The 22,128-nt window shown below is 70.8% G+C and carries 27 protein-coding genes; 14 read left to right on the top strand and 13 right to left on the bottom strand.

The annotated features are described in order from the left end of the window. Positions 1-61: 61 nt before the first annotated feature. The 3 genes from Pmi06nite_RS08300 (at position 62) to Pmi06nite_RS08290 (ending at position 2,107) form a co-directional block, all read left to right on the top strand. Positions 62-1,333 (top strand): amidohydrolase family protein, encoded by a 1,272-nt coding sequence (locus tag Pmi06nite_RS08300; protein WP_203952299.1) that lies wholly within the window; start codon positions 62-64, stop codon positions 1,331-1,333. A gap of 67 nt (positions 1,334-1,400) precedes the next feature. Further along, positions 1,401-1,742, top strand: coding sequence for a hypothetical protein (locus Pmi06nite_RS08295; RefSeq protein ID WP_203952298.1), 342 nt, complete (start codon positions 1,401-1,403; stop codon positions 1,740-1,742). Then, a complete protein-coding gene (locus Pmi06nite_RS08290) occupies positions 1,739-2,107 on the top strand; it encodes a GntR family transcriptional regulator (RefSeq protein WP_203952297.1) in 369 nt (122 codons plus the stop codon). Before Pmi06nite_RS08295 ends, Pmi06nite_RS08290 begins: the two co-directional genes overlap by 4 nt. Before the next feature lie 93 nt (positions 2,108-2,200). Here the strand turns inward: Pmi06nite_RS08290 and Pmi06nite_RS08285 are convergent, their stop codons facing one another. Beyond that, entirely contained in the window at positions 2,201-3,064 is an 864-nt protein-coding gene (locus Pmi06nite_RS08285; protein ID WP_203952296.1) for a helix-turn-helix transcriptional regulator, read from the bottom strand. Between the two features lie 241 nt (positions 3,065-3,305). On the opposite strand from Pmi06nite_RS08285, the gene Pmi06nite_RS08280 reads away from it, so the two are divergent. From Pmi06nite_RS08280 to Pmi06nite_RS08270, 3 genes are all read left to right on the top strand, one after another. After that, positions 3,306-4,334 carry an aldo/keto reductase gene (locus Pmi06nite_RS08280; RefSeq protein WP_203952295.1) on the top strand — a complete coding sequence of 343 codons (1,029 nt, stop codon included), beginning with the start codon at positions 3,306-3,308 and terminating at the stop codon, positions 4,332-4,334. A 192-nt stretch (positions 4,335-4,526) separates the two neighbouring features. Further along, on the top strand, positions 4,527-5,342 hold the full coding sequence (locus Pmi06nite_RS08275; protein WP_203952294.1) for a helix-turn-helix domain-containing protein: 816 nt from the start codon (positions 4,527-4,529) through the stop codon (positions 5,340-5,342). A gap of 79 nt (positions 5,343-5,421) precedes the next feature. Then, on the top strand, positions 5,422-5,742 hold the full coding sequence (locus tag Pmi06nite_RS08270; protein WP_203952293.1) for a plasmid stabilization protein: 321 nt from the start codon (positions 5,422-5,424) through the stop codon (positions 5,740-5,742). A 5-nt stretch (positions 5,743-5,747) separates the two neighbouring features. On the opposite strand, the gene Pmi06nite_RS08265 is transcribed toward Pmi06nite_RS08270, so the two are convergent. Further along, on the bottom strand, positions 5,748-6,152 hold the full coding sequence (locus tag Pmi06nite_RS08265) for an NUDIX hydrolase (protein ID WP_203952292.1): 405 nt from the start codon (positions 6,150-6,152) through the stop codon (positions 5,748-5,750). A 208-nt stretch (positions 6,153-6,360) separates the two neighbouring features. Here Pmi06nite_RS08265 and Pmi06nite_RS08260 point away from each other — a divergent pair, with 208 nt between their 5' ends. Genes Pmi06nite_RS08260 through Pmi06nite_RS08250 form a run of 3 tightly spaced genes read left to right on the top strand, consistent with a single transcriptional unit; the run spans position 6,361 to position 9,598 of the window. After that, positions 6,361-7,248, top strand: a complete 888-nt coding sequence (locus tag Pmi06nite_RS08260; RefSeq protein ID WP_203952291.1) for an alkaline phosphatase family protein — start codon at positions 6,361-6,363, stop codon at positions 7,246-7,248. A 2-nt stretch (positions 7,249-7,250) separates the two neighbouring features. After that, positions 7,251-8,585, top strand: coding sequence for an MFS transporter (locus tag Pmi06nite_RS08255; protein WP_239113755.1), 1,335 nt, complete (start codon positions 7,251-7,253; stop codon positions 8,583-8,585). After that, on the top strand, positions 8,582-9,598 hold the full coding sequence (locus Pmi06nite_RS08250; protein ID WP_203952290.1) for a TolB-like translocation protein: 1,017 nt from the start codon (positions 8,582-8,584) through the stop codon (positions 9,596-9,598). Before Pmi06nite_RS08255 ends, Pmi06nite_RS08250 begins: the two co-directional genes overlap by 4 nt. A 37-nt stretch (positions 9,599-9,635) precedes the next feature. Here the strand turns inward: Pmi06nite_RS08250 and Pmi06nite_RS08245 are convergent, their stop codons facing one another. Together Pmi06nite_RS08245 and Pmi06nite_RS08240 are read right to left on the bottom strand one after the other, a co-directional pair. Beyond that, positions 9,636-10,160: a P-loop nucleotide/nucleoside kinase family protein gene (locus Pmi06nite_RS08245; protein WP_203952289.1), complete on the bottom strand. Its 525-nt coding sequence runs from the start codon at positions 10,158-10,160 to the stop codon at positions 9,636-9,638. Between the two features lie 124 nt (positions 10,161-10,284). Continuing rightward, positions 10,285-11,274, bottom strand: coding sequence for a quinone oxidoreductase family protein (locus tag Pmi06nite_RS08240; protein ID WP_203952288.1), 990 nt, complete (start codon positions 11,272-11,274; stop codon positions 10,285-10,287). 82 nt (positions 11,275-11,356) lie between these two features. On the opposite strand from Pmi06nite_RS08240, the gene Pmi06nite_RS08235 reads away from it, so the two are divergent. Further along, positions 11,357-11,692 carry an ArsR/SmtB family transcription factor gene (locus tag Pmi06nite_RS08235; protein WP_203952287.1) on the top strand — a complete coding sequence of 112 codons (336 nt, stop codon included), beginning with the start codon at positions 11,357-11,359 and terminating at the stop codon, positions 11,690-11,692. Between the two features lie 119 nt (positions 11,693-11,811). On the opposite strand, the gene Pmi06nite_RS08230 is transcribed toward Pmi06nite_RS08235, so the two are convergent. Beyond that, positions 11,812-12,300: a hypothetical protein gene (locus tag Pmi06nite_RS08230; RefSeq protein WP_203952286.1), complete on the bottom strand. Its 489-nt coding sequence runs from the start codon at positions 12,298-12,300 to the stop codon at positions 11,812-11,814. Between the two features lie 94 nt (positions 12,301-12,394). Between Pmi06nite_RS08230 and Pmi06nite_RS08225 the strand changes: the two genes are divergently transcribed. From Pmi06nite_RS08225 to Pmi06nite_RS42550, 3 genes are read left to right on the top strand one after another with little or no spacing between them, the layout of a single operon-like run. Next, positions 12,395-13,075 (top strand): response regulator transcription factor, encoded by a 681-nt coding sequence (locus Pmi06nite_RS08225; RefSeq protein WP_203952285.1) that lies wholly within the window; start codon positions 12,395-12,397, stop codon positions 13,073-13,075. Then, a complete protein-coding gene (locus tag Pmi06nite_RS08220; RefSeq protein WP_203952284.1) occupies positions 13,072-14,349 on the top strand; it encodes a sensor histidine kinase in 1,278 nt (425 codons plus the stop codon). Before Pmi06nite_RS08225 ends, Pmi06nite_RS08220 begins: the two co-directional genes overlap by 4 nt. A gap of 46 nt (positions 14,350-14,395) precedes the next feature. After that, on the top strand, positions 14,396-15,031 hold the full coding sequence (locus Pmi06nite_RS42550; RefSeq protein WP_275409552.1) for a PepSY domain-containing protein: 636 nt from the start codon (positions 14,396-14,398) through the stop codon (positions 15,029-15,031). 64 nt (positions 15,032-15,095) lie between these two features. Here the strand turns inward: Pmi06nite_RS42550 and Pmi06nite_RS08210 are convergent, their stop codons facing one another. After that, a complete protein-coding gene (locus tag Pmi06nite_RS08210; RefSeq protein ID WP_239113754.1) occupies positions 15,096-16,640 on the bottom strand; it encodes a DUF6297 family protein in 1,545 nt (514 codons plus the stop codon). Continuing rightward, positions 16,637-17,263 carry a heme ABC exporter ATP-binding protein CcmA gene (gene ccmA / locus Pmi06nite_RS08205; RefSeq protein WP_203952283.1) on the bottom strand — a complete coding sequence of 209 codons (627 nt, stop codon included), beginning with the start codon at positions 17,261-17,263 and terminating at the stop codon, positions 16,637-16,639. Before ccmA ends, Pmi06nite_RS08210 begins: the two co-directional genes overlap by 4 nt. 158 nt (positions 17,264-17,421) lie before the next feature. On the opposite strand from ccmA, the gene Pmi06nite_RS08200 reads away from it, so the two are divergent. Beyond that, positions 17,422-17,622, top strand: a complete 201-nt coding sequence (locus Pmi06nite_RS08200) for a DUF3099 domain-containing protein (RefSeq protein ID WP_203952282.1) — start codon at positions 17,422-17,424, stop codon at positions 17,620-17,622. Positions 17,623-17,647: 25 nt separating this feature from the next. Here the strand turns inward: Pmi06nite_RS08200 and Pmi06nite_RS08195 are convergent, their stop codons facing one another. The 6 genes from Pmi06nite_RS08195 to Pmi06nite_RS08170 all read right to left on the bottom strand — a co-directional run bounded on the left by Pmi06nite_RS08195 (position 17,648) and on the right by Pmi06nite_RS08170 (position 21,915). Next, positions 17,648-18,148 carry an isochorismatase family protein gene (locus Pmi06nite_RS08195; protein ID WP_203952281.1) on the bottom strand — a complete coding sequence of 167 codons (501 nt, stop codon included), beginning with the start codon at positions 18,146-18,148 and terminating at the stop codon, positions 17,648-17,650. A 65-nt stretch (positions 18,149-18,213) separates the two neighbouring features. Next, positions 18,214-18,720 (bottom strand): HAD domain-containing protein, encoded by a 507-nt coding sequence (locus Pmi06nite_RS08190; protein WP_203952280.1) that lies wholly within the window; start codon positions 18,718-18,720, stop codon positions 18,214-18,216. A gap of 87 nt (positions 18,721-18,807) precedes the next feature. Continuing rightward, positions 18,808-20,025 carry a PP2C family protein-serine/threonine phosphatase gene (locus Pmi06nite_RS08185; RefSeq protein WP_203952279.1) on the bottom strand — a complete coding sequence of 406 codons (1,218 nt, stop codon included), beginning with the start codon at positions 20,023-20,025 and terminating at the stop codon, positions 18,808-18,810. Positions 20,026-20,171: 146 nt separating this feature from the next. Further along, positions 20,172-20,495: a hypothetical protein gene (locus Pmi06nite_RS08180; RefSeq protein ID WP_203952278.1), complete on the bottom strand. Its 324-nt coding sequence runs from the start codon at positions 20,493-20,495 to the stop codon at positions 20,172-20,174. A 125-nt stretch (positions 20,496-20,620) separates the two neighbouring features. Further along, complete coding sequence (locus Pmi06nite_RS08175) at positions 20,621-21,031, bottom strand: VOC family protein (protein ID WP_203952277.1); 411 nt, start codon at positions 21,029-21,031, stop codon at positions 20,621-20,623. After that, entirely contained in the window at positions 21,028-21,915 is an 888-nt protein-coding gene (locus tag Pmi06nite_RS08170; RefSeq protein WP_203952276.1) for an AraC family transcriptional regulator, read from the bottom strand. Before Pmi06nite_RS08170 ends, Pmi06nite_RS08175 begins: the two co-directional genes overlap by 4 nt. Positions 21,916-22,128 lie beyond the last annotated feature (213 nt).

The raw sequence follows: 22,128 nt of genomic DNA, 5'->3' as shown, positions 1-22,128 counted from the left end.
GGGTCGAGAGTACCTCTCTCACTACATTGCTTTTAAAAAAGCTTTTCTCTAAGCTTTTTGCATGACTACAAGACTGCTCATCAAGGGCGGCGTCGCCGTCGACACCGACCCCGTCACGGTCGCTCCCGCCGACGTGCTGGTCGAGGACGGCCGGATCGCCGCCGTGTGGCCGGACCTGTCCGAGCCCGAGGGCGCCGAGGTGATCGACGCGCGCGGCATGCTCGTGCTGCCGGGCTTCGTCGACACCCACCGGCACACCTGGCAGGCGGGGATCCGGGCGATCGGCCCCGACATCGCCTTCTCCGGTTATCTCGAGCGCGTCCTCGGGCGACTGGCTCCCGCCTACCGGCCGGAGGACGTCTACGCGGGCAACCTGGCAGGAGCGCTGGAATGCCTCGACGCCGGCATCACGACACTCGTCGACTGGTCGCACATCCAGTTCACGCCGGATCACACGGCGGCGGCCGTCGAGGCGCTGAGGCGTTCCGGGATCAGGGCCGTCTTCGGGTACTGCCACCCCCAAGGCGGCGATCCCGAAGCGTTGGCCGCGCAAGGACGCCGGGTGCACGACGAACACTTCGGCACGGCGGGCGGCACAGTGACGATGGCGATCGCCCCCCTGGGCCCGGAGATCGTGAGCGAGGAGGAGGCGCTGCACGAGTGGCGACTGGCCCGCGACCTCGACCTGGCGGTGACCGTCCACATGGGTTATGACACCGAGCGGGCCGACCGCGGCCTCGACTTCCTGGAGCGGAACGGCCTCCTGGCCCCGTCGACGAGCTACGTCCACGGCAACCACTACTCCGACGAGGCGCTCAAGCGGATCGCCGCCAGTGGCGGCGCCGTCTCCGTCTCACCCGTCGTCGAGGTGGAGCTGGGGCTCGGCTACCCGATCACCGGGCGTGCGGTGGCGGCAGGCGTCCCGGCGGGGCTCGGCGCGGACACCGTGGTCAGCGGCCCCGGCGACATGTTCAGCCTGATGCGGGCGGCGTACGCCCTGGAGAGGGCACGGCCGAACATCGGCTTCACCACGCGGGACACGCTGCGGGCGGCCACCGTCGACGGAGCCAGGACCGCCGGGCTCGGCGACCTGGTCGGAACTCTCGGCGTGGGCAAACAGGCCGACCTGGTGCTGCTCAGGACCGACCTGCTCGGAGTCGCCCCGGCCCACGACGCGGTGGGCGCGGTGGTGCTCTCCGCCGACACCCGGTCGGTCGACACCGTCATCGTCGGCGGCCGGATCGTCAAGCGGGACGGCCGGCTCCTCCATCACGTCGTCGAGGACGTCCTCGGCCCCCTCGCCGAGTCCGCCGCCCGCCTGGCCGCCGTGTAGTCATCCTGATCGGGCGCAGGCGGCCTCGGCCACCCGACGCCGCCAGTCGGATCTGCGGCCGTCGACGGTGATCCTGGCCGTCGGCGGCATGGCGGCGGTGGCGGTCGTCATGTGGTCGGCGCGACGGCTCATCGTCGGCCGTGCCCGGCCGGTGCTGCCGGCCGACCTGGGAGCGGCGGACGACGCGATCCGCTCGAGCTCCCTGCAGACCATCAGCGGTGCGTCGCTCGCCCTGATGTGCTTGGCCGCCGGCAATGTGATGTGGGCGATCCAACTCGATCTCGACGCCCCCGAGCCGTTCAACTGGATCCTCACCTGGCTGACCATCGGGATGTGGTTGTCGGCCGGGTACGCCTGGTTCGGAGTCCGGGTTCGCGCCCGCCGGTTCGCGCCGAGGGCGTCGACATGATCGTCGAGATCGACGTCGAAGCGTCCGTCCCGCCCTACGAGCAGCTGAGAACGCAGATCGCCGCGTTGATCCGCGCCGGTGAGCTGAAGGAGGGGTCCAGGTTGCCGAGCATCCGGCAACTCGCCGGCGACCTCGGCCTCGCGTCCGGGACCGTCGCCCGGGCCTACCGCGAGCTGGAGAGCGCCGGATACCTGCGGGGCCGGGTGGGGCAGGGCACCGTCGTGCGGGCGATCCCCGAGATGACCGACAAGGAGCGCGACACGCGGCTCGCGGAGGCGGCGCGGGCCTACGCGACGGCCGTGCGCGAACTCGGCGTGGATCTCGACGCCGCCCTTCTCGCCGTCAGGCGCCGGCTCGCGGGCTAGGTGTTCCGGCGTCGCGGGACGGTCAGGCCGCGGTGAGCCGGCGCGGCGTCGACCGGCGGTGCGTCCACCCGCGCGGCGTCGACCGTGCGGGCGTCAGGCGACGCCCGCGCCGACCCGGTCCGCCAGCATGCGCAGCCGCTCCTCCGTCGCCGACCCATTCGGCGCCGTGTACGTGCACAACCGCTGACCCGGGTCGGTGGGGAGCGGGAACGACTCGAAGGTCACCATGAGGTCACCCACCTCGGGGTGGCGAATGTGCTTGGTGCCGATGTCGGGATCCAGCACGGTCTGCTCGCCCCAGAAGCGCCGGAACTCCTCGCTGGCCTCCCGCAGGTCGCAGATGACCTCCCGCACGCGGGCCCGGCCGACGTGCTGCCCGGCCTCGGAGCGCAGGATCGCCACGATCCCTTCCGCCACGTTCTCCCACTCCGGATACAGCACCCTGGCCTCGGGGCGGAGGAAGATCAGCTGGGCGAAGTTGAGGTCGGCCCCCGTGAGCGCGTCGAAGTCGAACGAGAGCCGGCCGGCCAGCCGGTTCCAGGCCAGCAGGTCCATGCCCGGGCCGTACACGAAGGCGGGGACGACGTCGCCCATCGCGTCCAGCAACTCCCGGATCTGCGGCCGTACCTCCGGGCGGGGACCCGATCCCTCGCAGGTGCCCCTGCCGGCTCGCCGCCCGGGTGCGGTGATGTTGCGCAGGTAGGTGTGCTCCGCAGAGGTCAGATGCAACGCCCGCGCGACGGCGTCGAGCACCGCGTCGGAGATGGCGGGCGCGCGGCCCTGCTCGATGCGCGTGTAGTAGTCGACGCTGATTCCGGCCAGTTGGGCGACCTCCTCGCGGCGCAGGCCGCGTACCCGCCGCCGGGCGATCCCGTCAGGGAGACCGAGCGCGGCGGCGTCGAGCGCGGCCCGCCGCGCCTTCAGGAATGGAGTGATCTCGTCCTCGGCATGCCCCATGCCTGCCATACAAGCACATGTATTCACTGCAACGCCTCTGACCTGCGAGCCCACGGCTACAGGGTCATCGAACCTCCGGACGCCTCCCGGCATCGCCGCGATGTGTGCTCGCCGTCAGGTGTCGGCCTCCGCGATAAGTGGTTCTGACAGACCCAGGTTGAGCCAGGCCTGGTGCGCGGTCGGCGGTGTAGCGGAGGCTGTGTCCGTATCCCCGAAAACGATCTGCTGGAGGCAGCACTCAATGAAGCGCAGAATCCTCGGTGGCACCGGGATCTCGGTGAGCGAGTACGCGCTCGGCACGATGATGTTCGGTGGCCTGGGAAACAAGGACCACGACGAGAGCGTCCGGATCATCCACCGCGCCCTCGACGCCGGGATCAACTTCGTCGACACCGCCGACGTCTACTCGGCGGGGGAGTCGGAGGAGATCGTCGGGAAGGCCCTCAAGGGCCGCCGTGACGAGGTCGTCCTGGCGACCAAGGCCGGCCTCCCCATGGACGAGGAGGTCAACCACGGCGGTGGCTCCCGGCGCTGGCTCGTCCGCCAGGTGGAGAGCAGCCTGCGGCGCCTGGGCACGGACCACATCGATCTCTACCAGGTTCACCGGCCCGATCCGCGCACGGACATCGACGAGACCCTCTCCGCCCTCACCGACCTGGTCCGGGCGGGCAAGGTCCTGGCGGTGGGCAGTTCCACCTTCCCCGCCGAGCAGATCGTCGAGGCGCAGTGGGTCGCCGAACGGCGTGGCCACGTGCGTTTCCGCACCGAGCAGCCGCCGTACTCGATCCTGGCGCGCGGCGTGGAGGCGGCGGTGCTGCCGGCGACGCAGAAGTACGGCATGGGCGTGCTGACCTGGGGGCCTCTGTCGGCCGGATGGCTGTCCGGCAAGTACACGCAGGCGGCGGACATCGACCTGGCGAGCCCGGGACGCGCGGCCGTCGAGCGGCACAAGTTCGACCCGTCGCTGCCGGAGAACGCGCGCAAGCTGCAGGCCGTCGGCGAGCTGACGAAACTCGCGGAGGAGGCGGGCCTGCCGCTGCCCCACCTCGCGCTCGGATTCGTCCTGGCACACCCGGCCCTCACGTCGGTGATCCTCGGGCCGCGCACCATGGAACACCTGGACGGCCTGCTGGCCGGCGCGGGCACGGTGTTGAGTGAGGACGTCCTCGACCGGATCGACGAGATCGTGCCGCCGGGCACCGATCTGAACCCGGCGGACAACTACTTCGTGCCCCCGGCGCTCGCGGACAAGGCGCTGCGCCGGCGGTAGCCGCCGGGTCGCGGCGTCCCATGCCGGCGACCACCTCCGCGGAGGGCGGTCGCCGGCATGTGGCCACCGTGGTGTCCGGAACGCGGAAAGGAGGGAGCGCTCGGCAAATTGCCCGCAAAATCTCCCGGTGAGGAGACGTCCTCAACGCCCCCTTTTAATCGTTTTTACCCGAGTTTTTCTAGTCTGCCTGGCATGAAAAGTCCCTTGGGCGAGTTCCTGCGCGCCCGACGTCAGGCCGTCACCGTTGACGAGGTGGGCCTGCCGGACGTCGGACGCCGGAGGACGCCGGGGTTGCGGCGCGACGAGGTGGCCCTGCTCGCAGGGGTCAGCGCCGACTACTACATCAGGTTGGAGCAGGGGAGAGAACGCCATCCTTCCGATCAGGTGCTCGCCTCTCTTGCCCGGGCGCTCCGGCTCAACGCCGATGCCACCGAGCATCTGTACCAGCTGGTCAACCCGCGCCCGTCCAAGCGCAGGGAGCGCCAGTCGGCCCACGTCGACCGCAACGTGTTGCGGCTCATCGGCAGCCTGGACCGCATACCCGCACTCGTGACGAACGACCGGCTGGACGTGCTCGCCCTCAACGCGGTGGCCCGCGCCCTCTACGAGGGGCTCGCGCACACCGACAACCTGTTGCGGCTGACGTTCCTCAACCCGGAGTCGCGCAAGCTCTACCCGGACTGGGAACAGGAGGCATCCTCCAAGGTGGCGCACCTGCGGGCGGTGGCGGGGCCGGGACTCGATCCGTCCCTCCTCCGTCTGGTGGAGGAGTTGTCCCGTGCGAGTGAGGACTTCCGCCGTATCTGGGCCCGTCACGACGTGGGTGCCAGATCACAGGAGTTCAGGCGCATCGTCCACCGCGAGGTCGGCGAGCTGATCCTCTGGCATGTGACGTTCTCCATCGACGGTTCCCCCGGCCAGCGGATCTTCATCGCGCAGGCCGAGCCGGGCAGCTCGTCCGAACGCGCTCTGACCAGGCTGTCGATGACCCACCCCGTCGGCGGATGACCCCGGGCCATGGGGCGTGTCAGCCCGGGCTTCACGGGTAGCCCGGAATGAGACGAGCCGATTCGGCGAGGTGAGGAACATGCCACGTGGTTCCAGTCCCAAGCGGGAACGCCAATACGAGCACATCAAGGACAGCGTCAAGAAGCGGGGGAAGAGCGAGAAGGTGGCCGAGGAGATCGCCGCCCGCACCGTGAACAAGGAACGGGCCCGCGCGGGGGAGTCCCGCACCAAGAGCCGTACCTCCATCGACGACATCTCCTCCTCCCGCCGCGGAGGGCTGCGCTCGCATTCCGGTGCCGGTGGCCGCACCAAGGAGCAGCTCTACGCGGAGGCCAGGCGGCGCGGCATCAAGGGTCGCTCGGCCATGAGCAAGGCGCAGTTGGAGAAGGCGCTCGGCTGACAGGGTCAGGGAAGAAGGAGACCGGCTTCGTGGAGATGGTCGAAGATGATCTGGTCGACGGGTGACACGCGGTCGCGGTCGGCGTAGGTCAGCCAGATGACCTCTTCGATCTCGCCGCTGGCCGTCGGCGTTCCCCGGTGGTCGGCGGTGTAGCAGGTCATCCGTACAGTGACGTCGCCGGCGTGACCGTGCGCCCGAGCCTGGAAGGTGCCCAGGAGTTCGGCGGTCGCGGGCAGGACGGCGACGGCCAGTTCCTCGTCGATCTCGCGCGTGAGGGTGTCGAGGTCGGTCTCGCCGGGCTCGCGCTTTCCGCCGGGGAAGTAGTAGACGTCCTTACCCCGCGTCCGGGTGCTGAGGACCTTGCCGTCCTCCAGGTGTATCCATGCGATCTTGTCGATGGTCGCGGTCATCGCCGTTTCTCCGGGGCTCGTTTCCAGGGACGTCGAGGAGTCTCCCACCGGCGAAGGCGGCTCCGCCGCGCGCCCTGGTCGGCCGCCGTCCCGCGGCGAGAGATGGAACCCCAATGTTTGGGCGCTATTCATCTCGCTTCACTGAGTGAATCTTTCTGAGTGGATCTACCCTGACATCGCCTCGCAGCCCCCTGTACGAAGGACAGTCATGGTCGTATCCGTCAGAAAGACGCGTGCCCGCAAGGCGCTCGTCTCGGTCGCCTCCGCTCTCGGGATCGTCGCCGCGATCGGACTGTGGACCGGTACCCAGGCGAGCTCCGCCGCCACGGTGCCGTCGCCGAGTCACATCGTCGTGGTCGTCATGGAGAACCACGCCTACTCCCAGGTCATCGGCAGCTCCAGCGCCCCCTACATCAACTCGCTGGCGAAGGGCGGTGCGAACCTCACCAACATGTACGCCGAGACGCACCCGAGCCAGCCGAACTACTACGCCATGTTCTCCGGCTCCACGCAGGGCATCACCGGCGACGGCTGCGTCACGATCGGCTTCAGCTCCGCGGCCAACCTGGCCTCGGAGACGATCGCGGCCGGCAAGACCTGGGCCAGCTACAACGAGGGCCTGCCCAGCCAGGGCTCGACCGTCTGCACCAACAGCTCCGGCAAGTACGCGCAGAAGCACAACCCCTGGTTCGGCTTCAAGAACATCCCGACCTCCTCGGCGTACACCTTCGCGCAGTTCCCGACGGACTTCACGAAGCTCCCGAAGATCTCGTACGTCACCCCGAACCTGTGCAGCGACATGCACGACTGCTCGGTCTCGACCGGCGACACGTGGGTGAAGAACAAGCTCGGCGCGTACGCGACCTGGGCGAAGGCCAACAACAGCCTGCTCGTCGTCACCTTCGACGAGGACAACAGCCTGAGCGGCAACAAGATCGCGACCGTCGTGTACGGCCAGCCGGTCAAGGCGGGCAGCACCTCCGCCACGAAGTACAACCACTACAACCTGCTCCGCACCCTTGAGGACATGGTCGGCACGAGCACGCACGCGGGCAACGCCGCGTCGGCCTCGGACATCACCGGAATCTGGAGCTGAGCTTGTACCTGGCTGATCGCGGCCCGACCGCCGCCACCGCTCCCACAGACGCGGACCAAGGTCGGACTGATCGGGCCGCTCAGCCGGGCCGGGCCCTGCGGGCGATCCCGGCCACGGTTCTCGCGCTGGGAACGGTCAGTCTCATCACGGACGTCTCCTCGGAGATGGTCACCGCCGTGCTGCCGCTCTATGTGGTGGCCGGTCTCGGCCTCAGCCCGCTCGGGTTCGGCGTGCTCGACGGCGTCTACAACGGGGTCAGCGGGCTCGTGCGCCTGTTCGGCGGCCACCTCGCCGATCGGGGGCGCCGCCACAAGGCGGTCGCCGTGGTCGGCTACGGCCTGTCCGCCCTCTGCAAGCCGCTGCTCCTCTTCGTGCACACCCTGCCGCTGATCAGCGGGGTGCTGGCCCTCGACAGGACCGGAAAGGGGATACGCACCGCTCCGCGCGACGCGATGATCTCGCTGGCCTCGACCCCGGAGAACAGGGGGCGGGCCTTCGGCGTGCACCGCGCGATGGACACGGGCGGAGCCCTTCTCGGCCCCATCGTCGCGTTCCTGGTCCTGGGCATGGCCGCGGACGGATACGACGCGGTCTTCACGGTGAGTTTCTGCATCGCCGCGCTGGGCGTCCTGGTCCTCGTGCTCTTCGTCCCCGGAGGACGTGCCCCCGCGGTCACGGCGAACCCCGCCGTCACCGACGGCACCGACGGCGCCTCGGGCGGCGACGACGCCGCGGCCGCCTCGCCGCCCGTCACGCTGCGGTCCGCGATGGCGCTGCTGCGGATCCCCGACGTACGGCGGCTGACCGTCACCGCGACGCTGCTCGGGCTCACCACGGTGAGCGACGCGTTCGTCTACCTGATGGTGCAGCACCGGCTCGGGATCTCCGAGCGCCTGTTCCCGCTGCTGCCGCTCGGCACCGCCTTCTTCTTCCTCGTGCTCGCCATGCCCCTGGGCGTGCTCGCCGACCGGGTCGGCCGCAGGCGCGTGTTCCTCGGCGGCCATCTCGCGCTGCTGCTCGCGTACGGCCTGCTGCTGACGCCGCTGCACAACGACGCACTGGCGTTCGTCGTGCTCGCCCTGCACGGGACCTTCTACGCCGCCACCGACGGTGTGCTCCCCGCCGCCGCGGCCGGTGCCGTACCGGCCGAGTTGCGGGCGAGCGGGCTCGCGCTGATCGGGACGGGGCAGGCGCTCGCCCGGTTCTGCTGCTCGATCGCCTTCGGCGCCGCGTGGACCGTGATCGGAGACCAGGCCGTCCTCGGCATCGCCATGGCGGGTCTCGCCGTGTGCGCCGGGTGGGCGGCGTACGCGCTGCGCGGGCCGGAGACCGCATGACGGCCCGGGCACGTCTGATCACCCTGGTGGTCGCGGTGGCGCTGCTGGGGACGGTGGCGTTCGCCTCGGTGATGCGCGCGTCCCACCGGGCGGGCGCGCTCGACACGGCACAGCCGGGCGGCCCGCCGGTCTCGGCCGGGGCCGTCAGCCTCGCGGGCGCGGGGCGGATGGTCTTCCGGAACATGGCCTGGGGGCCGTACCGGGACGACCTGGTCTCCGTGCCGGTGAACGACCCGGGCGGAGCGCGCGTCGCCGCGCCGGTCCGCTGCCTGCGCTTCTACGCGGCGGCCGGGACCGGGGTGTGCCTGCGCAAGGAGGACGGCCCGCTGCAGGAGACCTACTTCGCATCGATCCTCGACTCCCGGCTGCGGACGCTGCACGACTTCCCGATCGCCGGCATCCCGACCCGGACGCGAGTCTCGCCGTCCGGGCACATGGCCGCGTGGACGGTCTTCGTGGGCGGCGACTCCTACGCGGGGAGCGACTTCTCCACCCGGACCTCGATCGTCGACACGCGGACGTGGGCGCTGACCCCGAGCCTGGAGACCTACAAGATCATAAAAGAGGGCAGGCCCTACCACGCCGCCGATGTGAACTTCTGGGGCGTCACCTTCGCCGACGACGGACACTTCTACGCGACGCTCGCCACCAAGGGCCAGACCTACCTCGTGCACGGCGACGTCGCCGCGCAGACGTTGACGACGATGCGCACCAACGTCGAATGCCCGTCGTTGTCGCCGGACGCCACGCGTCTGGTCTTCAAGAAACGTGTCCCCGACGCGGACCCGGACGAGCCGTGGCGGCTGTACGCGCTGGACCTGAAGACCATGGAGGAGACGCCGCTCGCCGAGTCGCGCAGCGTCGACGACCAGGTCGTCTGGTCGGACGAGCACACCGTGATGTACGGCTTGGCCGGCGACTACGGCGACGACCTGTGGTCCGTCCCCGCCGACGGCACCGGCAAGGCCGAACGGGTGGCCGTCGCCGCACTCAACCCCGCCTTCATCGGCTGACGGCACCGGGGCCTCCAGGTCCTCGTTCCGGTCAGAGTCACTTGAACGACGGCCACCGATCGGCGGCCCACTCCAGCCAATCCGACCACCCAGGAGGCGGACCGCCGATCTCATGTCCATCGAGTTCCGCGGCGTCGGGCTCCTCGAACAGCGCCCTCCAGCGCAGGAGGTCCGCCTCACTCATCGGGAAGGTCTGATCCGGAGTGGTCGACCGGCGATGGGCGATCCGAGCGCGTTGGGTCTCATGGTTCACCGGCACGTACACGAGGTGGCAGGACGCGCCCACAGACTCCGTCAACCAGCGGATCGCGGATCTCTCATCACGAGACCAGCATCCGAAATCCAGGACCACGTCGGTTCCCACCCTCAGCGCCTCCAGGCCGAGCCAGAGCAGCCGTCCTTCCAGCACATCGCGCTTCCCGTCCGCCTCCGGCTCGCCGAACAGCGGAATCATCCACTCATCAGGGGTCAGCCGCAGCGCGCTGTGCTCCTCGGCCAGCTGCCGCGCCCTCGTGGTCTTTCCGGCCCCGGGCAGGCCGACTGTCAGGAACAACGTGGTCACCCTCCGGATCGTTCACGGAAACCACGTGGAGGACAACTGCCTTCTCCGTCGAGATCGCCGGGGTCGCGGCCCCGGCAGCGAGTGACCGCCACCCACGACGTTCTGATCGGCGCACCGATGAGGGTCACCCCTGAAGGCGGGCGACGTACTTGCCGTCACCGCGCCCCTCGGCGAGCAACTGGTGAACCGCGGGCACGTCGGTGAGCGAGCCGACCTCGGTGGGTGTGATGTCCAGCCGGCCTTCGGCGATCAGATCGAGGACCCGGCGCAGGCCGGCTGAGGCGCGGTGCGGCGCCGTGGCCCACAGACTGCTGATGCTGAAGCCGCTGATGGCGAGGTTGCCGCCGATCAGCCGTCCGGCCGGTGGCAGCGGAACCTGCTTCCCGCCGCCCGCGTTGCCGAACAGGACGATCCGGCCGCCGGGAGCCGTGACGGTCAGATCCGTCTCCAGCATGGCGGTGCCCAGCGGGTCGAGCACGATGTCCGCCCCGGCGCCGCCGGTGGCCGCCCGCACCGCCTCGTCCAGGTCCTCACCCCGCGTCACCGCCACGTCGTACCCGCTCTTCAGCGCCGAAGCGACCTTGCCGGGACGGCCCACGGTGCCGATGCGCAACCCCCCGCCGAGCGTCGGCACCAGTTGGGCGACGGCGCTTCCGACGCCGCCGCTGGCGGAATGCACCAGCACGGTCTCGCCCGGCCGGAACCGTGCGGCGTCGCAGAGGAGAAGCAGCGCGGTCGTGAGCATGAGCGGAGCCGCCGCAGCGACAGTCGACGGGACCCGGTCGGGCACCGGCACCGTGTGCTCCGCCCGTGCCCGGGTCACCTCTGCCAGACCGCCGCCCGCGGTGAAGGCGGCCACACGCTGTCCTACGGTCAGACCCGTGACACCGGGGCCGACCTCCCGGACCGTCCCCGACACCTCGACTCCCGGCGCGTACGGCCAGGCGCTGCCGTAGCCGGTGTCGCCGCGACGTGCCATCACATCGACGAAGTTGATCCCGGCGTATGCCACGTCGACGGTCACCTGGCCCGGGCCCGGCTCTGGCACCTCGATCTCGTGGATCACCGTGCGGTCCACTCCCTGCGACGGCCCGGTCATCATCAATGCGCGCATGGTCATCTCCTATTTCGACGTTCGTCGTATGACGAAAGTCGTATCACTCTTGTACGATGAATGTCGAATGAGAGGTGTTGAGATGCCGAGATCACCGCGCAACCGTCCAGCGCTCACCCATCCGGAGCCGGACGAGTTCGACGTGCTGGACATCCTGCACGCGCTCTCGGACCCCACTCGGATGACGATCGTTCAGACTTTGCGCGCCGCGCCGGAGCGTGCGTGCGGCACATTCGCGGTGGACGTCGCCCCCTCCACGCTCACCCACCACTTCCGGGTGCTCCGCGAGGCCGGAGTCATCCGCCAGAGGGAAGACGGCAACCGCCGGTGGACCGCGCTCCGCGACGAAGACCTCGAAGCGCGTTTCCCCGGTCTCATGGACGCGATCGTGACCGCCTATGAGAACGGGCTCGCATAGGCCCGATGACCGCGATCGGAAGCAGCGAGGCATGCGCGCTCCAGCTGTCGCACACCGACTCATCTGAATCTACGTTGTAAAGGCCGCGAGGACGGTTCACATGCCCGTCGTGGCCCAGGTCAGTGGTCCTTGACCGTTTCCACGGGGCGGTCGCCGGAGCACCGCACCTCGATCTCGGACTTGGAGCCGTGCCGCTCCTCGCTTTCGAACTTCACCCGCACCCTGTCCCCTGGGCCTCGTTCGGCGTCGTCGACCTGGTATCCCGGGGCCGGGGTCAGCGACTCCAGTGTGACTACGCCTCCGGAGCACCGGGCGACGACGACGCCTCCGGACAGTGTCATGACGCGGGTCGTACCCGCCCTTCTGGGGGACGCGGACGGGGACGGCGCCGACGCGGTCGGGGAAGGCGGCGGCGCGGCCGACGGAGTCGCGGTCGGGGTGGCGTCCGAGGTCTCGAGCGCCTGCCGGACCTCGTCGGCGGACAGCGCGCGACTCCCGGCCCCGGTGACCGTGTCTCCCAGAACGGCCGTCAGGGTCAGGCCCGCGCCCGTGGCGATGAGCCCGACCGTCAGCCACCCTGTGACCACGAGGAGCAGGCGCCGGTTCATGGGGCCGATCCTTCCTGCCGGAACGATAAGACGGGGTTAAGGGCGTGATAAGCCCCTTATGTCAGCGGCTCGGGACCAGTTAGCGTAAATCCACATGGCAAACGTCCTGCTCGTCGAGGATGACACGACCATCCGTACCGCCCTGACGCGTGGGTTGCGCGACCGGGGGCACGCGGTGTCGTCCTCTCACACCGCGCTCGACGGGCTGCGGCTGGCACTCGCGGAACGCCCCGACCTGGTCGTGCTCGACCTCGGCCTGCCCGACCTGGACGGCGCCGAGATGTTGCGCATGCTCCGCGCGGTCAGCCGTGTCCCGGTGATCGTCGCCACGGCGCGGGACGACGAGGCCGAGGTGGTCCGCCTGCTGGACGCGGGAGCCGACGACTATGTCGTCAAACCCTTCAGCGCGGCACAACTGGACGCCCGCGTCCGGGCGGTGCTGCGGCGGATGGCCGAGAGCCGTACGGACTCCTCGGTCAGCATCGGCGACCTCCGGCTGGACCTGCGCAGTCGCGAAGCCGCCCTCGATGGGACGCCCCTCGACCTCACGCCGCGCGAGTTCGACCTGCTCTACTACCTGGCATCCCGGCCGGGGGAGGTCGTCACGAAGCGGGAACTCCTCACCGAGGTCTGGCTGGTGCCGTACGGGGGAGCCGACAAGACCGTCGACGTCCACCTGTCGTGGTTGCGGCGGAAACTGGGAGAGAGCGCGCAGAATCCCCGTTATATCCAGACCGTTCGCGGCGTCGGGGTCAAGCTGGTCGAGCCGTCATGAGGCGCTGGCTGGCCGTGCTGGTGGCCGCCACGACCTCGCTCGTGCTCATCGCCCTGCTCGTCCCGCTGGGACTGCTGGTCCGCCAGCTCGTCGAGAGCGGCGCCGTCAGCCAGGCGACCGCCGAGGCGCAGTCCGTCGCCGCGGTCGTGGGGACGGCGGACGCCGACGGCCTCGCGCTGACGGCCGAGCGCACTTCGGCGTCGAGCGGGCATGCGATCACGGTCTTCCTGCCGGGAGGAGACGTCGTCGGCTCACCCGTGCCGCGATCTCCCGCGGTGGACCTCGCCGCGCGTGGACGCAGCCTCGTGGCCGAGACATCCTCCGGGCTGGAGGTCCTGGTCGCCGTCCAGGGTGTCTCCGGCGGCACCGTCGTGGTCCGGACGATTCTCACCCGGGGGGACCTCACCCGCGGCGTGCCGGAGGTCTGGCTCGGCATGCTCGTCCTCGGGCTCGCGCTGATCGGGGTGGGGATTTTCGTGGCGGACCGCCTCGCGCTCGCCCTGACCCGGCCCATGACCGGGCTCGCCCGGGTGTCCCACCGGCTGGCCGGCGGCGACCTGACCGCGCGGACCGCCGTGAGCGGGCCTCCGGAGGTGCGCGACGTGGGGCTCGCGCTCAACCATCTCGCCGGGCGCATCAGCGACCTGCTGGCCGAGGAGCGCGAGACCGCCGCCGACCTCTCCCACCGGCTCCGCACCCCCCTCACCGGGTTGCGGCTGGAGGTCGAGTCGTTGTCCGACCCGGAGGCGGCCGCGCGGCTGCAGACCCGGGTCGACGCGCTGGAACGTGCCGTGACCTCGGTCATCACCGACGTACGCCGCAGGTCGCAGGAGAGCGCCGGTTGCGACGCGGCGGAGGTGGTGCGCGAGCGCGTGACGTTCTGGGCCGTCCTGGCCGAGGACCAGGACCGGCCGATGGAGCTCGACCTGCCGCGGGGACCGCTGACGGTGGCCGTCAGCGGCGCCGACCTGTCCGCCTGCGTCGACGCCCTGCTCGGCAACGTCTTCGCCCACACGCCAGAGGGCACCCCCTTCGCCGTACGGCTCGCGCCCGCGCCGGAGGGCGTACGGCTGCTGGTGGCCGACTCGGGGCCCGGATTCCCGTCCGTGCAGGGTGCCGGGGATCCCCTCGAACGGGGCAGGAGCGGCGCGGGATCGACCGGGCTGGGCCTGGACATCGCCCGGCGAACCGCGGAGACGTCGGGCGGATCGCTCCTGCTCGACGCGACTCCCGGGGGCGGCGCCACCGTGATCCTCGAATTAGGAACCCCTTAACGACGCGCCAGCGCGGGCTTAGCGTGCTCTCGCCGACTCTGGCGACATGACGAACACACCACGCATCAGCAAGACGGCGAAGCTGGCCCTCGCGGCGACCGGGTCGGTCGCCCTCATCGGCCTGGTGGCCACGAGCACCTTCGCGGCGGCCTCTCCCGGCGCACCGTCGGCCATGGAGAACACGGGCACACCCTCACCGTCCGACGGCACGAGCACCGGGCCGGCGGACACCACTCCCACGGACGCGGCCGCCGCTCCCACGCCCACTCCGGAGACCGCGACCGCGACGCCGGCGGGGATCACCTCCCGGCAGGCGATCGAGATCGCCGGGGCGCGGGTCCCCGGGGCGCGCGTCACCGGGGTGGAACGTGAATTGGAGCACGGCCACCGCGTGTGGGAGGTGAAACTGGTCAAGGGCGGTATCGAGTACGACGTCCAGGTTTCCGCGGACAGCGGGACCGTCGTGCGGCTCCGCCAGGACCGAGGCGACGACGGCGTTCGCGCCGCCCGCGGCCTCGGCGACGATCCTGCCCGGCACGACGTGGACGACGACCACGGTCGGCGCGGAGGCGGGAACGACGATCACGGAAGCCACGAGGCAGGCGACGACCATGGACGCCACGGCCATGGGAACGACGACCGCGGGCTCGACGACCACGGGAACGACAGGCACGGCGCCTGACGCGTCCGCGGTCGCCGGCGTACACCCCCACCTGCGGCCTGGCGCCGTACCGCAGGTGGGCGGTTCACCCTCGCCGGACGCCCGTCTTCGCACCCAGCAGGAAGGCGGCCAGAACGGCGATGCCGCAGACGGCCTGCGCGGCGACGAAGGCGCCGGGGTCGGGCGGCCGGACCGCCAGGGCGTAGAGCATGGGCGCGCAGCCGATCGCGGCGACGTCCACTCCCGTCAACGCCCAGACGACCCAGCCCGTGGGGACGGCTCCGCTCGGAGTGTCGATCACCGGCATCGAATGGTCGATCGGACGCCGCCGTGCCATCCGCAGTGCCCCCGCGGCCAGCGCGGGTGCGGCCAGCGGGCCGAGAAGCCACCACGGGCCCGTCAGGGCACCGGTCACCGTCAGCACCCCGAGGGCGAGCGTGAGCCAGGCGGCGCTCATCAGGAAGGGCAGCAGAGCCCGTGCGGCGAGTACGGCACGGACGTTCACGCCGAACAACCGCGCGAGGCCGGGGTCCTCGCCGTCGCGGCGGGCACCGGCGGTGCAGACCGCCGCCGCAGTCAGCGCCCCTGCGATCAGCACGGTCACCGCGACGGCCGACAGTCCGCCCTGGGCCTGCGCGGCCAGGGCGGGCAGCGCGGCGGTCCCGAGCAGGGCCGTCAGCCGCCCGGGTCGCCGGGCCAGCCGTCGCCAGTCATGCCAGGCCAGCGCCATCGGGGCGGACACGGCATGCCGCGACCACGGCGCGCCTCGGGACAGCAGCGCGGGCCACGGGCGGGACCTGAGGACGCGTGCCCTCCAGTGGTTGTCCTCCGCGGCCCAGGTCAGGGCGCCGGGATCCATGACGACGGCCGCGGCGGCGAGATGGCCCGCGCGGGTGGACGTGGCCAGAAGGGAGCTCACGTGGATGCGGCCGAGGGCTCGCCAGGCCTGCCGTACCAGGAGGAGTGCCGCGGCGGCCGACAAGCCCGCCAGGGCCGCGCCCAGTGACCGCGGCGCGCCGGTGACGGCGGCGAGCACCTGCCGTCCGGGGCCGCTTCCCGCCACCGCGGTCAGCACGGCCGCGACGACGAGGGAGACCACCGCCCCGCGCAGCCACGACTCCCACGTGGGGGACGACTGGGCCACGACGGCCGCGGCCATCCCGCCCACCGCCGCGGACAGCCCGACGAGCACCGCGACGGCCAGGACCAGCGTGTCGTGGCCCGCGGACCCGGCGAGCACGGCGAACAGCGCCAGGCTCAGCCCGGCCCCACTCGCCAGAGAGGCCGCCAGCAGGATCGCCGACGTCCGGCGCAGCACGTTCCGGCGTGGAAGGGGGGAGAGCAGCAGCCAGGCCGCGTCGGTCGCGGGCAGGACGACCGGGCCGACCCTGCGGGCGAGCGAGAGGAAACCCGCGTAGGCGAGCGCGACCAAGGCGATCCCGGCACCCAGCCTGGACGGATCCACCTGACGGGAGGTGGCCGTGAGAGCGGCGAACGCGGTGGTCAGGGGATCGGCCAGAACGGCCGCCGCCACCGTCAGCGTGAACAGGGAGACATAGCGGTCGGACCAGCTCGTGGGCCCACGGCCGCGCGACCGGATGAAGGCGCGTGCGGTCCGGACGTCGTTCACGCCGCGGCCTCCAGCGTGAGCTCCCGGGCGCGGGCGTGTCGGGCGAACTCGAGGTCGTGGGTCGCCATCACCACGGTGCCGCCCGCGGCGGCGTACTCCGTCAGGATCGCCGCCAGCCGGCTCCTGAACGCCGAGTCGAGCCCGCGCTCGGGCTCGTCCAGCAGGAGGAGCAGGCTGGGCCGGAGCAGCGCCATCGCCAGCGACAGTCGTTGCCGTTGCCCGGTCGACAGGGTCGCGGGTGCCATGTCGCGCCGTTTCTCCAGGTCGAAAAGGTCGAGGGCGACCTCGACGTCCAGGCGGGACGATCGGTGGACGGCGTGCATCAGTTCCAGATGTTCCTGGACGGTCAGCCCCGGGTACCAGGCCGGTTCGTCGCCGACGAGCACCACGTCACGCCAGAAACCAGAGTCGTCGGACGGCGGCCGGTCGAGGACCCCGAGTTCCCCGGACGCCGGCGGCTGGAGGCCCGCGATGCAGCGCAGCAACGTCGACTTGCCGACGCCGTTGACGCCGAGCACGGCCACGATGTCGCCACGGGCGACCGTGAGGTCGACATCGCGGAGAACGGCGGTGCCGCCCAGTTCGACGTGCACGTCCCGTACCACGATGATCGGTTCAGTCACCGTCCGAGCCTATGGACCCCGTCCGGTCGGCGCGCATGCCGGTCCCTGTTTCCGTTGATCCGCCCGCGTGTGCCGGTCCTGTCCGTCGGGAGCCGGTGCGGGTAGTGATGAGGTGGACAGGTTCGGACGATGCCGGGGTTCGGAGGCGGGAGGACGTCATGCGGAACCGTCGTCGGGTCTACTTCATCCTGATGGGGACCTGCCTGGCGCTCTTCGTCCTGGCCGGAACGGTGATCGCGCGTTTCTCGGTGCCGGCGGCCATCGCGGTCTCCATCGTGGCGCTGGCGATCCCGCCCTTCGCGGTGATCATCGCCAACCGCGGCAACGGCGACGGCAACGGTAACGGCGACCGCGGCTAGCGCGTCCGGCCGACGCCGGTGCCGGTCAATGGCCGAGGGCGACGTAGGCGTCGGTGTTCCGCACCATGCCGAACCGGGGGAAGATCTTCTCGATGGTGAAGTCGTGCTCGTCGGCGGCGAGCCCGGACATCGCGTCGGCGACGAACTCCAGCTCATAGCCATGATCACTGGCCGCCCGGGCCGTGGACTCCACCCCCATCGTGGTGACCAATCCGGCGAGCACCAGCGTGGTCACGTCGCGACGACGCAACTGGTCGTGCAGATCGGTCTCGTGGAACGCCCCGATGGTGCGCTTGACGACCACGATGTCACCCTCCTCGACCAGGCCGTCGACGAGGTCGCTGCCAGGCGGTTGCTCGGTCACATTCGGCCGTTCGACCCGGACCAGCGCCACAGGGCGGTCATTCGCCCGGAAGACCTCAGCCAGCCGACGGCTGCGTCGGAGCACCTCCTCGCCGGAGTGCGGGGCAAGGGGCAACGCGATGATTCGGGGCATGAGGTCGATCAGGACGAGCGCGGAGGTCATGAAGATGATCATAGGCCGAAGCGGCGCGCCTCGCTCGGCGGCCCTGACACCCGGATACGTCAGCGTCAGGAAGCGCCCGCCGTACGCGTGAGCCATTCGCGCGCCTGGGCGAGATGACCCTCGTCGAGGCCGTGACGTGCGTCGACGTCGACCAGCAGGAAATCGCCCACCCCCTCGTGGGCCCGGAGATAGTCGTGGTCGGCGGAGGTGAGCCCGTCGTCGAACCACGCGAACGGCCGGCCGTTCACGTAGTCGGCGACCGCGCGGGTCTTGAAGTGTTCACCGGCGGTCGAGACGGGGTCCCCGGTCACCTGGATCACCGGAAGGCGCGGCAGCCCGACGCGCGGGGCGATCTCCACGTTGGCGTGCTCCTCCCAGGTCGTGGCCCAGACGAGCTCGGCGTCCGTTTCGCGGGCCAGCGCGAGCAGCAGGGGACCGTGCCGCTTGTCGAGCAGCAGTCTGTACAGACCGCCGTCGACCACGCAGGTGTGACGCCGATACCGGAGCGACGACCGGCGGGACGGGTTCAGCACGCCGTCCACGTCCAGCAACAGGAGGGGTTTCGACCGCATGGTCCAATGATCACTCATCGGCGCGTGGTGCGTGCGCCCTCGTCCCGGTCGTCCGGTGTCTCGATCTCCGATCGCCCCGCCGCCGTGTCACACCGTGAGCCGGTCATGGCGCTGGGCGTGCCACTCGACGAGCACCACTGTGGCGTCGTCCTGCAGGACCCCGTGCTGATGGTCCAGGATCGTCTGGATGAGCCGGCGCAGCGTCTCCGGTGCGGGCATGCCGTCGGCCTCGCGGCGGATGACGAAGTCGATGAACCGCTCCAGCCCGAACACCTCGTTGTCGGGGTTCCTGGCCTCGATGATCCCGTCGGTGTAGAAGAGCAGCCGGTCGCCCGGTTCGAGCTGGTAGTTCGCGGGCCCGACGGTGGCCCCCAGCCGCAGACCCATGGGGGGCGACGGCGTGGTCTCCAAAGTGGCGACCTGCCGTCCGTGGCGGATCACGAGGGGCGGATGGTGGCCCCTGTTGATCCAGGTCAACGAGCCTGTCCTGGTGTCCAGGGTGGCCAGGATCCCGGTGGCGAAGCGCTGGACGGCGAACTGCTCGGCGATGGCCTCGTCGATGGTCTCGCTGACGGTCAGCAGGTCGGTGCCCTTGCGCCGGGTGTTGCGATAACAACCGATCGCGACGGAGGCGGTCAGCCCGGCCTCGGTGTCGTGCCCCATGGCGTCGAAGATCGACAGATGTACCTTGTCGCCGTCGGTCGCGTAGTCGTAGGCGTCCCCGCCCACCTCGTAGGCCGGTTCGAGGACGGCGCTGACCACGATCTCGTCGGTGGCGACGGTCCCGGGAGGCATCAGGTTCCAGAGCACCTCGGCGGACAGTGTCATCCGCTCCGCCCGGAGGAGCCGCGCGTAGGCGTCGCTGGAGTCTCGTTTGCTCACCACCAGCAGGCCGATCAGCGAGGCGAGCGATGTGGCGTGCCGTTCGGCGTGCTCGTCGTCGACGGATGCGGTCAGCCCCAGAACACCGACCCGGTCGGTGCCGTTGAGCAACGGCACCCACATCTTGCGCGACGCCCCGCCCTCCGCCGCCTCGGCGGCCGGGACCCGGACGACCTCCACATTCCGGTACGCCCGTCCGGCGACGGTGGCATCGACGCCCATGGAGCCGAGCGGCCGCCCCGCCTCGTCGTGCTGACCCGGCAGGGGAGCGAGGAACCGGCCTTGAAGGTCCGACAGATAGATCATCGGCTGGGAGATGCCGACGACGGCGGCGTGCTCGGCGACCAGGGCGGGGAGATCCTCCAGGGCGGCCAGATGACTGGCGGCCAGCAGCCCGCCCAGCATCCGCTCATCGTCGCGCATCGCAGCACTTCCCCCCGGCCGCGTACCCCCCTTTGACGACGGTACGCCTGCCGGCCGCCCGCGAGACCGGCGTGTGGCGGAGCTTCCGGATTCCGTGTGATCACATGGTCTGCCGCAGAGGGAGCCCTCCCCTGTACGGGGCCGGGTCAAATGATCTTCCAGGGGCGGACGCCCCGGTCGGTCGCGAGGGTTCCCGGGCTGAGTGTCACCGACAGCGCCCCGGCCACGGCGGAGATGGAGGCCAGATGACGGAGGACAGGGGCGGACATGGCCTCAGGCGTGGGGGAGACGGTGTCCGGATGCGGGGAGGGGGCGGGCCGCCGCCGTGACGCGTCGACGGAGATGACCACCGCAAGCACGGCCGCGGTGACGGCGACCGCGAGCACGCTCAGCAACACGGTGAGACGCTTGAGGCGGGTGTGTCCGGGATCTCGGTCATCCTGGCCGCGCCGCCGGTCGAACGTCCCCATGTCATGAAGGTAAACGGACTCGGCGGGATCGTCACGACCCGGCGATCAGGCCCGTAGCCCGCGACCGCGATCCGGACCATGCCCGTGCGGGTGGTCGCGATCAGGCCCGTGGCCGGCGGTCGCGGTCAGGTCCTGCGGGGCTCGCCCCGGTAGGTTCCGAACGACCACAGGTTGCCCTCGGGGTCGACGACCGTGAAATCGCGGGAGCCGTAATCGGTGTCGTGGAGTTCCTGGGTCACCTTGGCGCCGGCGGCGGTCGCCCGCTGGTAGAGGCCGTCCGGATCGTCGGTCACGACGTACGCGCCGAATACGCCCGCCTGTAGCGGCCATGGGTCGTCGGGGGTGTCGCGGACGCTGCCGAGCATGATGCCGCCACCGAGCGGCCATGAGAGCTGGGCGTGGTCGACGCGGTCGCCTTCGCCGTAGACGACGGTCTCCTCGAAGCCGAAGGCGTCGACGAGGAACCTGATCAGGCCGCGTGCGTCGCGGGCGCGCAGTGAGGGATAGACCTGGGGTGGTGGGGCTGCGTCTGTCATGAGGCCGAGTCTGGCACCGGGTCGCCGGCCACGCCTTGGACGTATCGGAACTCCTCGTCGAGCCATCGGGTGGGTGAGCAGCCGGCGAACTCGCCGAAGTCGCGCGCGAGATGGGCCTGGTCGTAGTAGCCGTACGCCGCCGCCACGGCGGACAGCGGGAGACCGCGATCGTCGCCGGCCTGCCGCTGGATGAACCGGCGGGCCCGGTCGAACCGTACGACCCGCGCGGCCGCCTTCGGGCTCAGCCCGACCTCGACGCCGAACCGGCGGCTCAGGTAGCGGCCGCTCCATCCGACCTCGCGGGCCAGTTCCGAGGCGGGTACGGCTCCCGCCGTCGTCAGCAGGCGGTTCCAGGCGTGCACGACCTCGTCCTGGAGGCGCACGCCCGCGTCGAGCCGTGCCGACAACGCCTCGTCGAGCACGGTGAATCGCGCCGCCCAGCCGGAGACGCACAACACCTGCTCCCTCAGCCGGTTCGCGAACGGTCCCACGACGTCGGCGGCGTCGAGGACGGCGCCGGCGAGCTCGCCGGAGGGCAGGCCGAGCAACGCCCGGGCGCCGAACGGCGAAAGGCTCAGCTGGATGCCCGACTGCCGGCCGTCGTGCGTGATCAGAACAGGGGTCGTGTGGAGACCGCCCACGAGCGTGCCGTACTCGGCCGGCGGAGTGCGCGGGTCCGGGTGGGCGGCGATGACGAGCGGCTCGTCCAACGCGATGATCAGGGTCAGATACGGGGACGGCAGGCCTCGGTGCCGGCCAGGACCCATGCCGGCCTCGCGATATCCGGTGTACCAGGTGACATACGGTCGCAACGGCGCCGCGGGACGCCACTGGACGATCTCGGATATCGGCTCTCCCGCCATGACCGTCACCGCCTGACTCACGCGTCGCCGCTCGTGCTCCTACGATCCTCGCCGCCCGCGCATCGGGGAAGACCGGATTTCTCAGCACGGATCACCCGGTTCGCCCGGGCCGGGCCACGCGGCTCGTGTCCTGAATGTCTTGACCGCCGCTCCGGCGCTGGTGCAGCATCGGGTGTGCAAACGATTGCGGCGTTCTGAGTCGGGGGCGGGACGACCACCAGATGGGAGCGCACT

This window comes from Planotetraspora mira, assembly GCF_016863275.1.
Taxonomy (GTDB): domain Bacteria; phylum Actinomycetota; class Actinomycetes; order Streptosporangiales; family Streptosporangiaceae; genus Planotetraspora; species Planotetraspora mira.
This window is presented reverse-complemented; position numbering and strand designations above follow the sequence as displayed.